The following is a 19,212-nucleotide window of genomic DNA, read 5'->3' as shown; positions in this document are numbered from 1 at the left end:
ATGAGCCTTTCTATTAACGACGCCGTTAGTGACAACATCAGCGAGCCTATGAACACCACTGCCGAAAACACTCCCAAGCGTCGCAGCGTCAGAAAAAACCACGATGCCAAACACTTTCCCGGCTTCAAGGCGGTTACGGTACTGTTCTTTGCCTTTCTGTACCTGCCCATCCTGGTGGTGATTGGCTACTCCTTTAACGAAAACAAGATTGTCTCGGTGTGGCACGGCTTCTCGTGGAAGTGGTACTCCAGTGCCCTGCAGAATGATGGCCTGATGAGCGCCCTGCAGGTGTCATTCACGGTGGCTGCGGTGGCCACCTTTTTTGCCACTTCCATTGCCCTGGCGGCGGCACTGGTACTGTCGCGGGGCAAAAACGTGAAACACGCACCGGTGTCGGAAGCAGTGGTCAATCTGCCACTGATGCTGCCGGAAATTGTGTTCGCGGTTGCCGTACTGATCCTGTTTTCGCAGCTGGAGATCCGCAACGGCATGCTGAAACTGATCCTGGCACACACCTGTTTCTGCATTCCCTTCGCCTTCCTGCCCATCCGCGCACGCCTGAAAGGCATGAACACCAATCTGGAACAGGCGGCACAGGATCTCTACGCGCCACCCTGGACCACCTTCAAGCTGATCACCCTGCCCCTGATTATGCCTGGTGTACTCGCTGGCGCCATGTTGAGCTTTGTGATCTCCCTGGATGACTTTATCACCAGCAATATTATCTCCGGCGGCGGCGCCACTACCTTGCCGGTCTACATCTACTCGCTGGTCAAGCAAGGGGTATCGCCGGAGCTGAATGCCATCTCCACCCTGATCATGGCGATCTCACTGCTGATTGCCACGCCGTTCTGGTTTCTCTCCAATCGAAAATAACTTTCTTGAACCTTAATAGATTCAACTTAACCCACAAGGAAATAGCGCTATGAAAACCTCTGGTAAAGCCCTTCTCGCGTCTGCCATCACGGCCATGCTGGCCATGCCGGCCATCGCCGCGGAAAAGCTCAACATCTACGCCTGGTCCGAATCCATTGATCCGGCCCTGATCGAGCAGTTTGAGAAAGAGACCGGAATCGAAGTGACGCTGGACAGCTACACCTCCAACGAAGCACTGCTGGCCAAGCTGAAATCCGGCGCTACCGATTACGACCTGGCATTCCCCAGTCAGCACTTCGTCAAGATCCTGATCCAGGAAGGCCTGCTGGAAAATATCGAAGCCAACAAGATGCCTGCCTTTGCCAACACCGAAGACAAGTGGAAAAACATGTGGTGGGATCCTACCTCTGAATACTCCATTCCCTTTGTCTACGGCACTGCCGGCTTTACTGTGAACAGTGACCTCTACAAGGGCCCTGCCGACAGCTGGAAAGAGTTTTTCGAACCAAGCTCAGAATTGAAGGGTAAAGTGGCCGTCTTCGAATCGCCGGACGAAATCATCCCCGCTGCACAACTCTACCTGGGCATTGACTACTGCTCTGAAGACAGCAAAGAGATGAAGCGCGTATACGACCTGCTGGCCAAGCAGAAGAAAAGCGTAGCGGTGTATAGCTCTGACAATATCAGCTCACGGGTTGCCAGCGGTGAAGTGATCATGCACAGCTGGTGGGACGGCACCAGCATGATGGCGCGCAAGAACGACAAGGCACCGGTCAAGTACGCTCAGCCGAAAGAGGGCTTGGTGGGCTGGCTGGATTCCATGGTGGTCCCCAAGGGCGCCAGCAACATCAACAACGCCAAGACCTTCATCAACTGGATGACCACCAAGGACGTTGCCACCCAGGAATTCAACTTCTACGGCCATCCGCCTACTTCCTTTATTAATGAAGAGCTGGCAGAGCACAAGCCTGGCAACTCCCCGGAAGTATTCCCATCCGTACCGGTGAAATTTACCGAGGCCTGTTCGCCTGCCGCCCAGGCGCTGGTGGATAAAGTCTGGACCCAACTGCTGCGCTGATCGCCGCAGTGCTTGCGCCTGCTCCCGGTTTGGGAGGGGCGCAAGGCCACCCCCTGCCGGAGTGCCTGGTTCATACCCGGGTATCCGGATTCCCAAACCGATACTGATTGATATGGTTTATACTGCATGGCTTCAAATGGAATCCTGACCAAACCTGCCCGCAGGGCAGCCGCGTCAGGGCCTGTCATCACAGGCAACCCACAAGCGGAGACCCGAGCCATGCAATTCACCCTGAAGCGACTGCACTATTTTGTCACGGCAGGCGAGCTGAACAGCGTGACCAAGGCGGCGGAAGTCCTGCACGTCTCCCAACCATCTATCTCTTCGGCCATTCTGCACCTGGAAGAGGTGACCGGCCTGCAACTGTTTGTGCGCCATCACGCCCAGGGACTGTCGCTCACCCCGTCAGGGCAGCAATTTATTCTCAAGGCCAAACAGCTGTTGGCGGACGCCGACGGTCTGGCCCACTACGCCAGATCCCTCAGTGAGGAAGTGGTAGGCTCGATCAATGTGGCGGGCTTCCCCACCTTCGCCCCCCTGTTCTTTCCCGGCTTGCTGAAGCAGTTTCGGTCCGAGTACCCGGGCGTCCGGATTCGCTGCGAAGAGATGCACCAGAAGGACATCATCCAGGGCCTCACCAGTGGTCGTTTTGAACTGGCGCTGACCTACGATCTGCAGCTGCCGGCGGAAATTGACTTTCACCCGCTGGTGGAGTTTCCACCCTACGCCATGCTGGGGGCAGATCACCCGCTGGCCGGCCGCAAGAAACTGTCGCTGCAGGAGCTGGCGCCGCACCCCATGGTGATTCTCGACTGGCCGCTGAGCCGCGAGTACTTTGTCTCGCTGTTTATGAGCCAGGGGCTGGAACCCAACTACGCCTTTGAGGCGCAGTCCGCCGATATGGTGCGCGGGCTGGTAGGCAACGGCATGGGCTATTCGCTGGGCAACGCGCCACTGGCCAACCTGCAGGCGCTGGATGGCACCGAACTGAAACAGATTCCACTGAAAGAACAGCTGCGGCCACTGCGTATGGGTGTGGCCCGCCTGGCGGACCTGCGCCTCACCCGGGCGGCAGAAGCCTTTATCAACAAGGTGGAAGAAGAGACCCGCAATATGTTCGCCGCCCTCTTCCCACGACGCTGAAGTACACCCGCGTAGCCGCTGCTCCCGGCCCCCCCTGCGCGCCAAATATTGCATTCGAAAAAATAATGCAAGCAACAGATTAATTGTATTTTACATATACCCACTGCCTGCCTAGGCTGGCTCCAACACCTGCGGCACAAGCTTCGGTGCTTTACCTGTCGCCCGGACAAACTCACGCACTGACGCCACCCTGAAGGGCGTCAACCACGGTAACCCACGGAGTTATTCATGACTGCACAGAGCAAAGAGTACTGGCTCTCGAAACAGCAACAGACCCAACTGCACAGCCAGGCTTTTATTGACGGCAAATTTGTCGACGCCTGCACCGGTGAAACCTACGACACCATCAATCCGGCCACCGGCGAACTGCTGGTGAAAACCGCTGCCTGCAGCCCTGCAGACGTGGATACCGCAGTCGCTGCGGCCCGTCGCAGCTTCAACTCCGGCGTCTGGTCCGAAGCTGCCCCCCGCGAACGCAAGGCGGTGATGCAGAAACTGGCGGCACTGATTCGCGACAACCTGGAAGAGCTGGCCCTGCTGGAGACCCTCAACGTGGGCAAGCCGGTGCAGGACTCACTCAATGTGGACATCCCCGGCTCCGCCGCCTGCTTTGACTGGTACGCCGAAGCCATCGACAAACTCTACGGCGAAGTTGCCCCCACCGACGGTAACAACATTGCCACCATCACCCGCGAAGCCATTGGCGTGGTGGCGGCCATCATTCCCTGGAACTTCCCGTTGGATATCGCCGCCTGGAAACTGGGGCCGGCGCTGATCAGCGGCAACTCCGTGGTGCTGAAACCCGCCGAGCAATCACCGCTGACCGCCCTGCGCCTGGCGGAGCTGGCCAAAGAGGCGGGCCTGCCGGACGGTGTGCTCAACGTGGTGACCGGTTACGGCGAAGTGGTGGGCAAGGCCCTGGGCCTGCACAACGACGTGGACTGCCTCACCTTCACCGGCTCCACCGCGGTGGCCAAGCTGCTGATGGGCTACTCGGCCCAATCCAACATGAAGCCGGTATGGCCGGAGACCGGCGGCAAGAGCCCCAACCTGATCTTCGCCGACTGCAACCTGGATGCCGCCGTAGAACATGCAGCCATGGGTATTTTCTTCAATCAGGGTGAGGTCTGCTCCGCCAACTCCCGCATTCTGGTGGAGAGCAGCATCAAGGATCAGTTTATCGACAAACTGATCGCCAAGGCACAATCGCTGCCAGTGGGCGACCCACTGGATCCCGAAACCCGTGTCGGCGCCCTGATTGACAGCAACCAGGCCCGCCGCGTGCGCAGCTTTATTACCCAGGCCGAGGAGCAAGGTGCCCGTGTGGCGACAGGCGGTGTGGGTGACGAAGCCACCAACTTTGTGGCCCCCACCATTCTGGACGGCGTCACGCCGGACATGACAGTTGCCCGTGAAGAGGTGTTTGGACCGGTGGTGGCCGTGCTGAGCTTTGACACCGAAGAGCAGGCCATCGCCATTGCCAACGACTCCATCTACGGTCTGGCCGCGTCGGTGTGGACTGAGGGCCTCAACCGCGCCCACCGTGTGGCGAAAAAACTGCGCGCCGGTACCGTATCGGTGAACACCATGGATGCGCTGGACTTCTCCACGCCGTTTGGCGGTTACAAGCAGTCCGGCTTTGGCCGTGACCTGTCCCTGCACGCACTGGACAAGTTCACCCAGCTGAAGACCACCTGGATCAAACTGGGCAGCTAAGCCGCTGCCCTTTAAACACACACCGGCGCTGCCCGCAGGCGGCGCCGGTGCTCGTGCAGTTCCCCACCCGGTTTCCCCAACTGATTCCCTGCCTTTTCCCCGACTGATTCCCTAACTGTCAGCCCCGCTCAGCGAGCGCCAGCCGTACCCCCAGCGCCACAAATACCGCCCCCAGGCCCCGGTCCATCCAGGCGGCAATGCGGACATTTTGCTTCAGTGAGCTGGTCAGCCGGGCGCCGAGGATAACCGCCAACGGCTCCACAAACGCCGCCACCACAATAATCAGCGTGCCGTGCAAGAACAGTTGCGCACTGGCAGGGCCGGCGTTGGCCACCACAAACTGCGGCAGAAAGGCCAGAAAGAAGATCGCCATTTTCGGGTTTAGCGCCGCCACCAGCATGCCCTGCCGGAAAATCCGGGCGTTGGAGGTTTGCGGCGCTGCAGTGTCGTTAAGGTAGGAGCCACCACCAGAGCGCAGCGCCTCGATGCCCAGCCAGATCAGGTACGCCGCGCCGATCCATTTGACGACAGAAAAGGCTGTGGCGGATGTCGCCAGAACGGCGGAGAGGCCAACCGCCGCGAGAAGTACGTGGGCAAAGGCACCGGTCCAAATACCAAACATGGCCACAAAGCCCGAGCGCTGTCCGTGGCGGGCGGTCTGGGCGAGGATATAGGCGATATCCGGTCCCGGAGAGAGGTTCAGCAGCACCGCCGCCACGAAGAAGGTCGTCCAATGCGCCAGAGAATAATCAAACATCACATCACCCGGATTGCCTGTACTGTGCCACTGTGACCGTGGCCCGATAAAAGTCCGGCACTGTATACCCCCTACCGGGCGGCCAGGCAAAGACTTTCTGGTGCTATCGCGGTCAGGATCAGAACAGGTTCAGGTACTGGGCCAGCTCCAGCCAGTCCTTGCTGCGCTGGCGGCTGTCGGGGTTGCGCCGGGCCACCTGGTCGCAGAGCATATTGGTGGCCAGCACCAACCCCCAGGTGGACTCCAGAAACAGACCGGTTTTCGATTTCGCGTGAATAATATGGGGCGTAAATTCCCGCGCCCAGTAGCAGAACTCATCCGTGATGATCACCACCTTGATGCCCTTGGCGGCGGCTATCTCACAGAGCTTCTTGCCCTCCTGGGCGTAAGGCACCACATCAATCAGCACCAGTACCTTGGAACCCGCCTGGGACGGGTGATTGTCCCCCAGCCACTCCCCCAGCATGCTCTCGTGGGCCGACAGGTAGCGCACCTCCGGCCGCGCCAGTGCCAGCCGGCGGGTGAAATCCTCGGCGATGCCGCGCACGGTCTGGAAGCCGGAGACGTACACCTGACTGGCGGCGGTGACACAGTTGACCAGCCCCAGCCAGGTGTCGGTCTGAAACTGACTGAAGAGATCCACCAGGATCTGCAGGTCCTTGTTGAAGGTGCTCTTTAACCCCTCGTCGGTGAGGGTCGGGTAGCCGGCGCGGTCCTGCGCCAGGGTCTCATCCTGCATCACCTCCTGCTTGAGCTCCACAATCCCCTTGTAACCCGCCCGCTTGAGAAAGCGACTGACGGTGATGGGGCTCACCAACGCCTTCTCGGCAATGGACGCTCCGGTCTCGTAGGCGATGCGCTCCAGGTTCAGCAGAATGTACTGCGCCACCCGCGCCTCCGACGACGGCAGACCGGGCAGCAGGGCCTGAATATTTTTGGCCGTGCGCCCGGAAATGTAGTCACCACTGGTGGAAAATGTGTTCTCCAAAGTCCTGCCCCTCCCAACCCATTTCCATGCCGCTCAATATCGGTGCAACCCCTATCAAAATGCATCATATTGGCGCACCAAATGGAGCAAATATTAGCCTACAGCTACTCAAAAAATATCTAACTGAATGATTTTTATAAGGTTACCGAATATGTTACAGAAATAACACATGTTGTTATTGAATGATATATATCAATCACCCTAGAGTTTATGCCAGATAACTAACCAACACCCATACTTGGAGGTGAGACCCATGAAGGCTGTAGATTCCGCTGCCGCAGGCAGCAAATGGATTAAAAAGACCCTGGCCATGGCGTGCCTGGGCGCGTCCTGTGCCGGTGCGGCAATGGCGACACAAGCGGCGGGCGTACTCAACCTGTACAACTGGGGCGACTATATCAACCCCGAGGTACTGGAGCGCTTCACCGCAGAGACCGGCGTTAAAGTGAACCTGGACACCTACTCTTCCAACGAAGAGATGCTGGCCAAGCTCCAGGTGGGCGCCACCGGTTATGACATCGTGTTCCCGTCAGTTCATATGCAGGACATCATGGCCACCCTGGACCTGCTGGAAAAGACCAACATCAACCAGTCCGCCGGCTTTGAAAATATCGACACCGCTCACCTGATTGCCGAGTCCGACCCCAAAGGCGAATACTGCCTGCCCTACGGCTGGGGCACCGTCGGTATCGTCTATAACAAGAAGGCCGTGCCAGAGCTGAACAGCTGGAAAGAGTTCTTTGCACTGCCCGGGCAAGGCAAGAAGATCGTCATGCTGGATGACATGCGCGAGGACATCGGCCTGGCCCTGCTGCTGGATGGCAAGAGCGTCAACTCGGTAGACCCCAAAGAGCTGAAAGCGGCGCAGAAATTCCTGCTGGAACAGAAACCCAACGTCTCCGCCTTCACTTACGACAGCATCCCCATGGTGCAGTCCGGCGATATCGCCGCAGCACAGTGGTACGTGGGCGCCATGATGTACGTGATGGAAGACCCGGACACCCTGGCCTATGTGATTCCGGAAGAAGGTGCCACCATGTATCAGGAGAACATGTGCGTACTCAAGTCAGCCCCCAACAAGGCCAACGCCAAGCTGTTCCTGGAATTCTTTATGAAGCCGGAAATCTCCGCCATGAATACCGTGCAGCAAACCAACGGCTCCATGAACAAGGCCGCCATTGAACTGCTGCCAGCCGAGATCCGTGACAACCCCAGCATCAACCCCTCCGCCGAGACCAAGGAAAAGCTGCAAATCTTCCGTGAGCTGGGCAAGGGCACCAAACTCTACGATCGCATCTGGACCAAGTTCCGCACCGCGTCCTGATCTCTACTGATCAGCCGCGTATTCGCGTGATAACACCCGTGCGGGCCCCCGAGGCCCGCACATTTTTTCGAGGTTAGTTATGTCTGCTCAACAGCCTTCTCCGGACTTCCTGAAAATAAAAAAAGCCTACCGTCACTTTGTGACGCCGGAAGGCGGCACAGTGCGCGCACTGGATGGCATCGACCTGAGTGTGGCATCGAACGAATTCATTACCTTGCTGGGCCCGTCGGGCTGCGGCAAGACCACCCTGCTGAACATCATCGCCGGCTTTGAGCGGCTCGATCGCGGGGAAATTTTACTGGCCGGCGCCTCGCTGCTGGAGTCCCCGCCCCACCGTCGCCCGGTCAATACCGTATTCCAGTCCTACGCCCTCTTCCCGCACCTGAACATCGGTGACAACGTCGGTTACGGCCTGGATGTGGCCGGTGTGGCCAAAAAGGAGCGCAACCAGCGCGTGGCCGAAGCACTGGAGATGGTGGGCCTGAGCGGTGTGGAAAAGCGCAAGCCATCGCAACTCTCCGGCGGTCAGCAGCAGCGGGTGGCACTGGCGCGCGCCATTATCAATCGTCCCAAAATGCTGCTGCTGGACGAACCGCTGTCAGCTCTGGATCGCAACCTGCGCGGCAAAATGCAGATTGAACTGAAGAACCTGCAGGCCGAGCTGGGCATCTGCTTCCTGTTTGTCACCCATGACCAGGAGGAGGCGCTCACCATGTCCGATCGCATCGTGGTACTGAACCAGGGCAAGGTGGAGCAGCTGGGCACGCCGGATGAGGTCTATCATCGCCCCGCCAGCCGTTTCGTCACCGAGTTTATCGGTGAGAGTAATATCTTTTCCGGCACGGTTGTGGAATCCGGTGGACAGCTTGCCCGGGTCAATGTGGGCGGCACCGAAGTAGTGTGTAGCAACCACAGCCTCCGCGCTGGCGATGAAGTCTCACTGTTGTTGCGCCCGGAGCACTTCCAGCTGAAGCCGGCAGATCAGGTGAACGGTACCAACGGCATCAGCGCCGTGCTGGAACAGTCGGTGTTTATCGGCCGTGATCACCAGCTGCACTGCCGCATGGCCAACGGCCAACCGCTGTCAGCGCTGATTCGCAGCTCCCTCTCCGGCCTTAAGCCGGGACAGGCACTGACGCTGGAGTACGACCCGACCGCATGGCACGTGATCCCCGGGGCCTCAGGAGTGGGCACTGCGCAATGAGGTCTTTCACCAGCCAACAGAAGCAGCTGTTACTGCTACTCTCCCCGGCGACACTTTTCCTGGGTATTTTCTTTCTCGGCCCGCTGCTGATTATGGCGGTCTACAGTTTTTTGGAGCCGGGTCTTTACGGCGGTGTAGAGTGGAACTTTTACCACTGGAACTACGGCCGGGTACTGGGCTGGGCCGACGGCTTCTACGAAGAGTTTGATATCGTCTACCTGCAGATCCTGTTGCGCTCTGCCGGTCTGGCACTGGTGACGGTGCTGGTGACGCTGGCCTTCTGTTACCCGGTGGCTTTCTGGATCAGCCGCATGCAGTCGCGCTGGAAGTCCTTCTGCATTTTCCTGATCGCGCTGCCCTTCTTCTCCAGCATGATCATCCGCCTGTACGCCTGGATTCTGATCCTGCGGGACTCCGGCTTTGCCAACCAGATCCTCATGTCACTGGGCATTATCAGTGAGCCGCTGGACCTGATGTACTCCGGCACCGCGGTGATCATCGGTATGGTGTACATCTTTATCCCGTTCATGTTCCTGCCGGTCTACTCCAGCGTGGAGAACCTGGACCCGAAACTGATCAAGGCCTCGCAGGATCTGGGCGCCACGCCGTTCACCACCTTCCGCCGGGTGATCTTTCCCATGACCCTGCCCGGTGTGGTCTCCGGCTGCATCCTGGTGTTTATCCCGGCGCTGGGCAACTTCGTGGTGCCCGCCATGCTGGGCGGCGCCAAGGTGGTAATGATCGGCAACCTGGTGGAGCAGCAATTCCTCGCTGCCCGCAACTGGCCCTTCGGCGCCACCCTCTCCATGGTCATGATTGTGTTTATGTTGCTGGTGGTTTCCGTGTACCTGATCCGGGCCATGAAAAACCCGCAGCACTCGTGAGGCTCTGACACCCATGCGAAAAGTCTTCAATCACCTGCTGTCAGGCTACGGCGCGCTGTTTTTTATCTTCCTCTACGCGCCGGTACTGCTGCTGATCGCCTACTCGTTCAACTCCAACCCGGTCAACGTCATGATCTGGAAGGATTTCACTTTCGACTGGTACATCAACCTGTTTGGCGGCACCACCAGCCTCAAGGATGACAGCGCCTATGTGGAGTCCACCGACCAGCTACTGGCCGCGCTGCGGGTAAGTCTGACCGTGGCCGCCTTTGCCACCGTCATTTCCACCGTGCTGGGCACCAGTGTGGCCGTGGCCCTGGCCCGCTACCGCTTCAAACTACAAGGCTTCTACAGGGTTTTGCTGATGATTCCCATGGTGATGCCCGACATCGTGCTGGGCATTGCGCTGCTGATCTTCTTTGTCGGCGTGGGGGTCAACCTCGGGGTTACCTCTATTGTTATCGGCCACTGCACCTTTCTCACCAGCTACGTGTTCCTGGTAGTCAGTGCACGCCTTGCCGGTATGAACCCGCTGATTGAATCCGCCTCCGCGGATCTTGGGGCCAGCGAGTGGCAGACCTTCCGCCGCGTCACCCTGCCGCTGATCCTGCCCGGCGTGATTGGCGGTGCGCTGCTGAGCTTCATCATCTCCATGGACGACCTGGTGATCACCTATTTCATCAGTGGCGTCAACTCCACCACCCTGCCGGTGTTCATCATGAGCATGATCCGCCGCGGCGTGAAACCGGAGATCAACGCCATTGCCACCATGATGCTGGTGGTATCCGTCCTCATAGCTTCCGCCGGTATCTACTTCAGATCCCGCAAGACTGACAGTTAAGGTTTACACCCAATGACACACAAACGCGCCCGCGATTTCGGCTTGCCCTTTACCGGTACGACCGGCCCCCACAACGCCATCACCGATGTAGCCGGTGTGGAAGTGGGCTACACCACGCTGATCAAGGACGACCCCCACTCCCCCGCGCGCACCGGCGTCACCGCCATTCTGCCGCGGGGCAAGAAGGCGGAGCCCCAGCCCGTCTGGGCCGGCACCTATGCCCTTAACGGCAATGGCGAAATGACCGGCACCCACTGGATCCAGGACGGCGGCTACTTCACCGGCCCGCTGCTGATCACCAACAGCCACAACGTGGGCATTGTCCATCACGCCGCCACCAAGTGGATGATCAACCACTACCGCGATTACTGGCGCGACAACCACCTGTGGGCCATGCCAGTAGTGGCCGAAACTTACGACGGCGTACTCAACGACATTAACGCCCAGCACGTTACCGAGGCCGATGCCCTGGCGGCACTGGAGAGCGCAGCCGGTGGCGCCATTGCCGAAGGCAATGTGGGCGGTGGCACCGGCATGATCGCCTACGAATACAAAGGCGGTACCGGCACCTCATCGCGGCTGGTGGAGGTGGATGGCGAAACCTACACCGTGGCTGCCCTGGTACAGGCCAACCACGGTATCCGCCCCTGGTTTACCGTCTGTGGCGTGCCCGTGGGCAAGCTGCTGGAAGCCGAGGGTGAAGAGCGGGTGCACACCAAGGAGCAGGGTTCCATCATTGTGGTACTAGCCACCGACGCCCCCATGCTGCCCCACCAACTCAAGCGTATGGCCAAGCGCGCCGCCATCGGTATTGGCCGCAACGGCTCCCCCGGCGGCAACAACTCCGGCGATATCTTTCTCGCCTTCAGCACCGCCAACGAAAAGCCCCTGCCACAGCTGTCAGGGCCAAAATGCAGCATGGAGTACCTGAACGACGAAGTGTTTGATGCGTTTTACCTGGCGGCGGTGGATGCGGTGGATGAGTCCATCATCAATGCCATGGTGGCGGCAGAGGATACCCCGACCTTCAAGCAGCCTGCGGGACAGATTTGCAAGGCGGTGGATGCAGAGAAGCTCGCCGAACTGGTGTGCCGAGCCCGCGTTGAACTATAACCGACGCTGGCAGAAGCTCGCAGGACCTGGGCCAGTTTACGCGGTGAAGGTCGGCAGAGACGCAGGAGCATTCCGCCAGGTCAATGGATACCGGTTCCAATGGCTCTTTGTGGAAGCTATGCCAGAACCGCTGATACGATGACAAATAACAGCCGCCCACGGAGGGGCGGTGCAGGTCTTCATTACAGAGATATTTTGTACACCGAAAGCCATACCTATCCTTGTATCGCTTCCGGGCACTGCCGACATTACGAGCGGTGACCTTTCTGGCGCTACTGTAAAATCCCGCCTCATCAATGATGAGCAACTCCCCCGCCCGGAATTTGACCCGGGCAAACCGGCCCGCCTGAGCCTGCGTCGGCTTTTAATAACCCGGATTAATCCATACAATACGAGCACTGAATTTATACGAATTCCTGTTTGGCAAGTTCAACAACGGCCAAATTATACAAGAGCCAAGACCAGACAATGAGTAAGAAGAAGCCCAATAAAAAGCTCTCAAAAACGGTGAACATCCGCATCAACCCGACGGGCCCAATAAAGAGCATGACCATTGGTGCTGTACTTGAGCAAATACAGACCGCCAAAAATGCCAAACATTTCGGCGCCGTGGAATTCCTGTGTCGGCAGTTGCTGGATGAAAAGCCAGGATTGGAGGAGGCCTACCTTCCCCTTTTTATGATTTATCATGAGCTTGGCAAGTACCCTGAACTGGAAGATATTGCAACCCGCTGCCTGGAACACTGCAAGAAATTCACCCCCGCCTATTTGCATTTGAGCTTTGTCTACAGAAGAAAACAGCAGCACCAAAAAGCACTGGATGCGATCCGGAAAGCATTAAAGATCGAACCTGATAATGCCAGGATATTGAATAATCTCGGCGTGGCATACAAAGAGTCTGGCGACCTTGAAAAGGCACTGGAAGCCTTCAACAAGTGTGTGAAACTGGATGCCAATTATGTACAGCCCTATTGGAACAGGGCGGATCTTTATAAAGATATTACAAGCGAAGAAATTGCAAGGATGGAAATCTTCGCAAACTCCACCAGGAAACCCGATAGCGACAGGGCCTTACTATATTATTCCCTGGCGAGAGCGTCGGAGCACAGGCATGAGTACAAAGCCTGCATAGATTACTTAAATATTGGGGCTCCACTAAAGAAATCCTGTATTAATTACGACCACAATAGAGAAATAGATGAGCATGAAGCGATAAAGAAAATATTCACGCCCAACATGTTGAAAGGTGTGAGCTCCTTATCTTTTCCCGCAAAGCCTATATTTATTTGTGGTCTGCCCCGTTCGGGCACGACATTAATAGAGCAGATTCTATCCAGTCACAGCTGCGTCACGGCAGGTGACGAACTGATTGAACTGTCTGCAGCGACATCCGAATTACGGCAACAGAAAAGACCTCAGGAGGACTCTCTGGAGTGGTTTTCCGATCTGGACATTAAAGACTGGGAATGGCTTGGAAAGCGCTATATGGCTTTAACAAGCGAACTTCATCGAGAAGCCAATGGTTTTTTTACCGACAAAATGATGATCAACTACAAAGCTATCGGTGTGATTCACAAGGCTTTGCCTGATGCCATTATCATTGATTGCCGGCGCAACCCCCTGGATAATATTTTTGCTTGCTATAAGCAACACTTCCAGGATGGCCTGAAGTTCACCTACGACCTCAATGATCTTACTGATTATTATCTGGCCTACCATAACCTGATGGATTATTGGAAGAAGCATGTGTCCAATAATATTGTGCAGGTTAGCTATGACGACCTGGTACATAATTTTGAGAGTGAAGTAAGACGCATAGTGGATGCAGTGGGACTTGACTGGGAAGATGCCTGCCTGGATTTTCATAAAAATGACAGACCAGTACTGACAACCAGCAGCATACAGATAAGACAGCCTATCTATAAAGGCGCTTCCGGTTATTGGAAAAATTTCATGCCGCAGCTGCAATCCATTAAAACGCGGCTCGAAGAGCATGGTTTGACAGTGGATTAAAGCGATGACCCTATCCCGCTCTAACGCGGGATGGGAAACTGAAGTCCTGCAGGGCCCGAGCTAAAGCCGTCACCGGACATTGCAGAGCCCCCCCAAAAAGCTCTCTGTACCATTCTGGCAAGTCAGCCATTCACGCCGCGCACGCGCCCCTATCCATCGAAGTTGTACAGAAAAATTAATGTCCCGCCACGCAAGTCACTGCCATAGTTCAGGTTGATACCTACCCCAAGATTACTGACCATACTCCAGGATTCCGGGGCGTCAATTAACCAGGCCACTCCGGCCTCATAGTAGTGGTTGGCCCCGAGCTGCCCCGTTAAATCCCCGCCCATATCGATGCGCGACAGACGAAACCATAGGCTGTGCCCTTCCCAGCTACCCGCCAGATTCCGCTTCACCCTGAAGCCGTTGGACCAGTACCAGGCCTCGGGACGAAGGTGATGAGCGGGATTGTCGACCTCGATGGGCTCGCCTTTTATGTAGTGATAGTCTGTAAACAAGCGGTACTCGGTGGCGCGTTTTCGCCAGCCGTAATGTAAACCCGCGATAGGCTCAAACATCACCAGGTCAATATCGATATTGGCAATCACATCTTCCAGAAAAGGCTCGAACAGCCGTGACTCCGGGGTGTTAAAGTCCAGCTCATTGCGATAGTGCATCCAGGTCGCGTAGCCCTTCAGGGATATGCCCCAGTGTGCGTCCAGCGGCTTCTGGTATCCAAGCCCCAGCCCCAGCGAGGTGACCTGCTGGTAGATGCGGTCCTCCTTTCCCGACTGAGAGGGGAAAATTTGCTCTTCCCGCTCCACATCCAGATAGGCCATCTTCGCCAACACCGCGAATTTCCCGGATTCACCTTCCGGGGACAGCTGCCAGCGAAAAGGAAAGCTCAGTTGCCGTAACGATTGCCTCAGTTCTGTTGACTCATCGGAGCCAAAGCCCTCGTCCTCTGAATCAAGGATATCGTTGGGATTAAAATCCCAGATACCAAACTTGATAACATCCGAATCCGCCAACAGGGACGCCGTGGCAAAACTGGCGGACAAACTGTCCTGTACGTTCCGCTCCAGGGGGGTAAGGGAAAATGCATGTGCGGCGAATAAAGCCAGTACTAGTCCGCCACCGAGGCGCAGTGGGCAAAGTCCCTGCGTAGAGGAATCCCGACACCGAGAAACCCTCCTGCCTGCAGGCTCTCCTCCGCCATGAAAAATCATTTTTTGCATTCTCCTTATACAATTCCCGCACCCAGACACTGCCGCGCAAGCAACACACAGCACACAGCACACAAGAACAGATACCCCCACACCGTTCATCTCGCCTTTACGCCGATTAGCACTGGCTGAAAATAGACATTATCCAGGCGTTCAACAGCTTGAAAACCCGCCTCGCTCATAAGCCGCAACATTGTATCAGTGGTTATCGCGTAGTACCTCGAACGCATAACCCGTGTACGGGCTGAGGTTCCCGTCATATCATCTTCGACGAAGTACATGGAAACCGTGTAGTGATCGCCTTCGAAATCCCAAACCTGCCAGATCAGGTAACGTGTATCGCCGCTCTCACGCACCCCGTAGGGCTTCACTATGCCTTGTCCGCGAGGCTCTTTGGCATAATCACGCTGAGTTACAATACAGTAGCCCCCGTCACGCAAACGGGAATGCATGGCCCGCAGGGCCTCCAGTATGGCGTCGTCTGACAGCAGGTGCGGCATCGAATTGTCCGCACAGAGCACCACGTCAAATCCGCTTCTGTGATGACTCCCAATCTGCCTCATATCACAGACGGAAAATGCGATATCCAATCCACGGAGAGCCGCCTCCCGACGCCCCCTGTCCACAGCACCCGGCGACAAATCGGAAGCAGTAACTGCATAGCCGAGAGCTGCCAAACCCAGGCTTTGTGTACCAATACCACAAGCTACGTCCAGTATAGACGTTGCCTCGCCCTCGACCCTGCTGCTGATAAACTCGGAAAGCTGGCGCCCCTGTAGTTCGACACTGGCATCCCAGTCCGGGTAGATCAGGTGATAGAAAGGTGACAATTGATTATAGAAGTCGTCCATAACTTGCTCCGGGCAGCCTGCTCCCTTCTGCGACCAATATTTCCCCGTTAGTCCGCGCCGGTTTTCTGTTCTCCATCAGGCATAAAAGACCTGCGGGCATCCGGTGTCTCGCAAGACTGAACCTGCGGTCTATTCGTCGCATTCAATCATAAACACAGGCCCAGGCGTCGCATTAAACCAGCTCCGGAAGCTTCCCCTAAGGCTGATGAAATTCAATCACGTTGCCGTCCGGATCCCGGGCAAAAATAAAAGATGCCCCACTATCAAGGACAATGGGGCCTCCGGTAAGCGGTATACTCATCTTCTCTAAATGACACCTGACGGCGGACAAGTCGGTGACTTCAAGTGCAACATGGGTATACCCCGGATACTTTTCCGGAATATCCATTAGCAGATTCGTGCGCTCGGCGGCGTTTGCATTCAGAATAAAGTTAATATTGACTCCCGAGGGGTGCTCCATGACCGCAACGGGTTCCGGCCCCATCGGTCCGGCAATAAACCTGAACCCCAGCTTCTCGTAGAATTCCCGGGATACATCCAGACTATAGACTCTTAGCCCGATATGATTAATTCCTGTGATCTCTTCCATTAGAACTTCCTTTTAGTCCATTAACGATTAACTGCTTATGCTCTCAATAACAGTAGCCAAACCGGTATAGCCATAATTCGCTATCCGGCCTGTGGCGCTGAACTGAGCTACAAAGGAACGGATAGGCCTGACGAATTACCGCTACCCAATCCTGTGTCACGACCGCGGCCGATTAGTTCTTTTGCCGGGCTTCCAGCTCCTTTCTTGCTTCCTTCTCTGCCTGGCGCTTTTCTTCCTCATATTTTCTGGCATCCCGGCTATGGCCGTAAATGACATCCTTGCTGCAGGAGTCATGGTCTGCTTTCGACTTCTCCCAGCATTCGCTGCCGTTTTGATTCAGGCAGAAGTCCAGTGTACGTACTGCGAGCTTTTTGCAGGGGATAAATTCGTTATCGGTTGGCGAGGCGCTAATGGTTCCAGCCCAAAGCAGCCCGCCAACAAACAGCTGCACCGGCAGTAATCCCGAAATTTTTATATTCATATCTTTCCAAATTAATGATTCTTGCAAAAGTGACCCCGGTTTATGCGCTATAGCGCTTTCCGGTCGCCGGCGCCTGCTGCCTGGACTTTTTAACTGCTTGCGTAGCCTGAACGGCGAAATACAACACGCCACCAACAGCTCCGCCGGAAATACACATCTTGTGTAATGATTCGATAGATATTAAGCCCTGAAATTGGTTGATTGTTGAAAAAGGATAAAATGGCTCAACATCATAGTGCATTACACTATCAAGGAGGACATGTGTGTATGTACCGATGAATGCCGATACAAAAGTAACCCACCAGGCAATCTTCACCTGCCATTGCCTGTTTAGCCCCAGCATAAACAGGCCCATTTCTGAAAGATACTTACCAGTAAGTGCCGAGAACAGCGCCAACAAGGTTGCCCCGACATATGTATGACTAAAACCGTGTAAGTGGCCCTCACCGGTTATCATCATCATCAGGGGCTGGATATCCATGACGATTTGCGCCCACCCAAATACCATGAGGCTGAAGCTACCTTGTAGCACAGCCTTAATCGCTATTCCCGGGCCCATGTGCAGTGGAGTAAATGGCACACTCTTTCCTTTTTGACGAAATTTGGCAGGCCAGAGTAAAACAACTTTCCAGCCTGGATAAAGGGGCTTGGGCCGGAATCGGGGATCGGAGTGAGAGACAACGGGGGGGATGGACCAGAAATAGCCTGGGGGCTATTTCTGCCCTGCGGGTTCGCTGCGCGAAGTCCCGATTGCTGTGCAATCGGTCGAACCGGGGGTATTTGTTAAATCCGCCCGCCGATGCGCGGGCAATAAAAAGGGCCTACCCATGCAATTGGCGCTGGAGTGAATTGGACAACGGGGGGGATGGACCAGAAATAGCCTGGGGGCTATTTCTGCCCTGCGGGTTCGCTGCGCGAAGTCCCGATTGCTGTGCAATCGGTCGAACCGGGGGTATTTGTTAAATCCGCCCGCCGATGCGCGGGCAATAAAAAGGGCCTACCCATGCAATTGGCGCTGGAGTGAATTGGACAACGGGGGGGATGGACCAGAAATAGCCTGGGGGCTATTTCTGCCCTGCGGGTTCGCTGCGCGAAGTCCCGATTGCTGTGCAATCGGTCGAACCGGGGAATTTGTTAAATCCCCCCGCCGCTGCGCGGGCAATAAAAAAGGGCCTACCCTTGTGGGGTAGGCCCTTTTTTATTGCGTGTGGCGGAGAGGGGGGGATTCGAACCCCCGATACGTTGCCGTATACACACTTTCCAGGCGTGCTCCTTCGACCACTCGGACACCTCTCCGGATTCGCTAAAACTCCTTATCTATCGGGAGGTTAGCGATGCCCTCTTTCGAGGGAGGCGGTACTTTACACAAACCCTTCGGGAAAGACAATGCTATTTCGCTGGCCACGCCTGAAAAAATTCCGCCGTGGGCGCTGCCGGCACGGGCTTCATGGGGGCATCGCAGGTACCAAGGTAGACAAAGCCAATGATGGACTCGTTTTCCTGGATGCCGAGGCCTGCGCGCACTACAGCGTGGTCGGTCAGGGCGCCAGTGCGCCAGTAGGCGCCTATGCCGAGGGCGAAAGAGGCATTGACGATATTTTGTACAGCGGCGCCGGTGGCGACCAGCTGCTCCCAGCGCGGGACTTTGGGGTGGTCGCTGTAGCGGACGATGGCCACCAGCACCAGCGGGGCACGACCGGGCATGGCGCGGTAGCGTTCACGCTGGGCGTCGGGCAACCCGGGGTTGTCTTGCAGGGCTGCAGCTTCGTACAGGGCGCCCAATGCGTCGAGCCCCTGCCCCTCCACCTCCAGGAATCGCCATGGCTGCAGGTTGCCGTGGTCCGCCGCACGCAGGGCTGCGCGGTAGAGGCTGTCTCGCTGCTGCGAATCCGGCGCAGGGCCGGTTAATTTGCCACAGGAGACTCGGTTGGTAAGGGCTTCAATTGCATCCATGGGGTCACTCCAGCCTGAAGAGGCGACATTGTAACCATCGCCCCTGCCGGGCTCCAGTAGCAGGCGCCCGTCATCGGGGTTACGATGGATAAACCTGATGACAGCACCCGTCCCTGCCCATGGCCTGCGGCGGGCCTCAAAACGGGCCTGTAGCGTTAGACAAAACCGGGTAAAACCCCTACTATCATGCGCG

At 56.6% G+C, this 19,212-nt stretch carries 18 protein-coding genes and 1 tRNA gene; 10 read left to right on the top strand and 9 right to left on the bottom strand.

Features of this window, described 5'->3' with window-relative positions; all coding sequences use genetic code 11:
- The 4 genes from GSF27_RS00435 (at position 1) to GSF27_RS00420 (ending at position 4,813) form a co-directional block, all read left to right on the top strand.
- Positions 1–876 (top strand): ABC transporter permease, encoded by an 876-nt coding sequence (locus GSF27_RS00435; protein ID WP_202410216.1) that lies wholly within the window; start codon positions 1–3, stop codon positions 874–876.
- A 49-nt stretch (positions 877–925) separates the two neighbouring features.
- A complete protein-coding gene (locus GSF27_RS00430; RefSeq protein WP_160964609.1) occupies positions 926–1,954 on the top strand; it encodes an extracellular solute-binding protein in 1,029 nt (342 codons plus the stop codon).
- Positions 1,955–2,173: 219 nt separating this feature from the next.
- A complete protein-coding gene (locus GSF27_RS00425; RefSeq protein WP_160964607.1) occupies positions 2,174–3,097 on the top strand; it encodes a LysR family transcriptional regulator in 924 nt (307 codons plus the stop codon).
- A 228-nt stretch (positions 3,098–3,325) separates the two neighbouring features.
- On the top strand, positions 3,326–4,813 hold the full coding sequence (locus tag GSF27_RS00420) for an aldehyde dehydrogenase (protein ID WP_160964605.1): 1,488 nt from the start codon (positions 3,326–3,328) through the stop codon (positions 4,811–4,813).
- A gap of 118 nt (positions 4,814–4,931) precedes the next feature.
- Here the strand turns inward: GSF27_RS00420 and GSF27_RS00415 are convergent, their stop codons facing one another.
- Both GSF27_RS00415 and GSF27_RS00410 read right to left on the bottom strand, forming a co-directional pair.
- Entirely contained in the window at positions 4,932–5,570 is a 639-nt protein-coding gene (locus GSF27_RS00415) for a LysE family translocator (RefSeq protein ID WP_160964603.1), read from the bottom strand.
- 118 nt (positions 5,571–5,688) lie between these two features.
- Positions 5,689–6,558 carry a MurR/RpiR family transcriptional regulator gene (locus tag GSF27_RS00410; RefSeq protein ID WP_160964601.1) on the bottom strand — a complete coding sequence of 290 codons (870 nt, stop codon included), beginning with the start codon at positions 6,556–6,558 and terminating at the stop codon, positions 5,689–5,691.
- 253 nt (positions 6,559–6,811) lie between these two features.
- Here GSF27_RS00410 and GSF27_RS00405 point away from each other — a divergent pair, with 253 nt between their 5' ends.
- The 6 genes from GSF27_RS00405 (at position 6,812) to GSF27_RS00380 (ending at position 13,937) form a co-directional block, all read left to right on the top strand.
- A complete protein-coding gene (locus tag GSF27_RS00405) occupies positions 6,812–7,882 on the top strand; it encodes a spermidine/putrescine ABC transporter substrate-binding protein (protein ID WP_202410215.1) in 1,071 nt (356 codons plus the stop codon).
- 79 nt (positions 7,883–7,961) lie between these two features.
- Positions 7,962–9,086: an ABC transporter ATP-binding protein gene (locus GSF27_RS00400; protein WP_160964599.1), complete on the top strand. Its 1,125-nt coding sequence runs from the start codon at positions 7,962–7,964 to the stop codon at positions 9,084–9,086.
- Positions 9,083–9,970 (top strand): ABC transporter permease, encoded by an 888-nt coding sequence (locus GSF27_RS00395; RefSeq protein ID WP_160964597.1) that lies wholly within the window; start codon positions 9,083–9,085, stop codon positions 9,968–9,970. Before GSF27_RS00400 ends, GSF27_RS00395 begins: the two co-directional genes overlap by 4 nt.
- Positions 9,971–9,983: 13 nt before the next feature.
- Complete coding sequence (locus GSF27_RS00390; protein ID WP_160964595.1) at positions 9,984–10,811, top strand: ABC transporter permease; 828 nt, start codon at positions 9,984–9,986, stop codon at positions 10,809–10,811.
- A gap of 12 nt (positions 10,812–10,823) precedes the next feature.
- Complete coding sequence (locus tag GSF27_RS00385; RefSeq protein WP_160964593.1) at positions 10,824–11,924, top strand: P1 family peptidase; 1,101 nt, start codon at positions 10,824–10,826, stop codon at positions 11,922–11,924.
- A 468-nt stretch (positions 11,925–12,392) separates the two neighbouring features.
- Entirely contained in the window at positions 12,393–13,937 is a 1,545-nt protein-coding gene (locus GSF27_RS00380) for a sulfotransferase (RefSeq protein WP_160964591.1), read from the top strand.
- 149 nt (positions 13,938–14,086) lie between these two features.
- On the opposite strand, the gene GSF27_RS00375 is transcribed toward GSF27_RS00380, so the two are convergent.
- The 7 genes from GSF27_RS00375 to GSF27_RS00345 all read right to left on the bottom strand — a co-directional run bounded on the left by GSF27_RS00375 (position 14,087) and on the right by GSF27_RS00345 (position 19,019).
- Positions 14,087–15,148 carry a Solitary outer membrane autotransporter beta-barrel domain gene (locus GSF27_RS00375; RefSeq protein ID WP_237457371.1) on the bottom strand — a complete coding sequence of 354 codons (1,062 nt, stop codon included), beginning with the start codon at positions 15,146–15,148 and terminating at the stop codon, positions 14,087–14,089.
- Positions 15,149–15,243: 95 nt separating this feature from the next.
- Positions 15,244–15,996, bottom strand: coding sequence for a class I SAM-dependent methyltransferase (locus GSF27_RS00370; protein WP_160964587.1), 753 nt, complete (start codon positions 15,994–15,996; stop codon positions 15,244–15,246).
- A 196-nt stretch (positions 15,997–16,192) separates the two neighbouring features.
- Positions 16,193–16,585 (bottom strand): VOC family protein, encoded by a 393-nt coding sequence (locus tag GSF27_RS00365; protein WP_160964585.1) that lies wholly within the window; start codon positions 16,583–16,585, stop codon positions 16,193–16,195.
- Between the two features lie 172 nt (positions 16,586–16,757).
- Positions 16,758–17,093, bottom strand: coding sequence for a hypothetical protein (locus GSF27_RS00360; RefSeq protein WP_160964583.1), 336 nt, complete (start codon positions 17,091–17,093; stop codon positions 16,758–16,760).
- A 13-nt stretch (positions 17,094–17,106) separates the two neighbouring features.
- Complete coding sequence (locus GSF27_RS00355; protein WP_370462541.1) at positions 17,107–17,646, bottom strand: metal-dependent hydrolase; 540 nt, start codon at positions 17,644–17,646, stop codon at positions 17,107–17,109.
- Positions 17,647–18,274: 628 nt separating this feature from the next.
- Positions 18,275–18,362, bottom strand: a tRNA-Ser gene (locus GSF27_RS00350).
- Positions 18,363–18,455: 93 nt separating this feature from the next.
- Positions 18,456–19,019, bottom strand: coding sequence for a nitroreductase family protein (locus GSF27_RS00345; RefSeq protein WP_160964581.1), 564 nt, complete (start codon positions 19,017–19,019; stop codon positions 18,456–18,458).
- Positions 19,020–19,212 lie beyond the last annotated feature (193 nt).

Origin of the sequence: Pseudomaricurvus sp. HS19, assembly GCF_009857815.1 — a bacterium.
Classification (GTDB): domain Bacteria; phylum Pseudomonadota; class Gammaproteobacteria; order Pseudomonadales; family Cellvibrionaceae; genus Pseudomaricurvus.
This window is presented reverse-complemented; position numbering and strand designations above follow the sequence as displayed.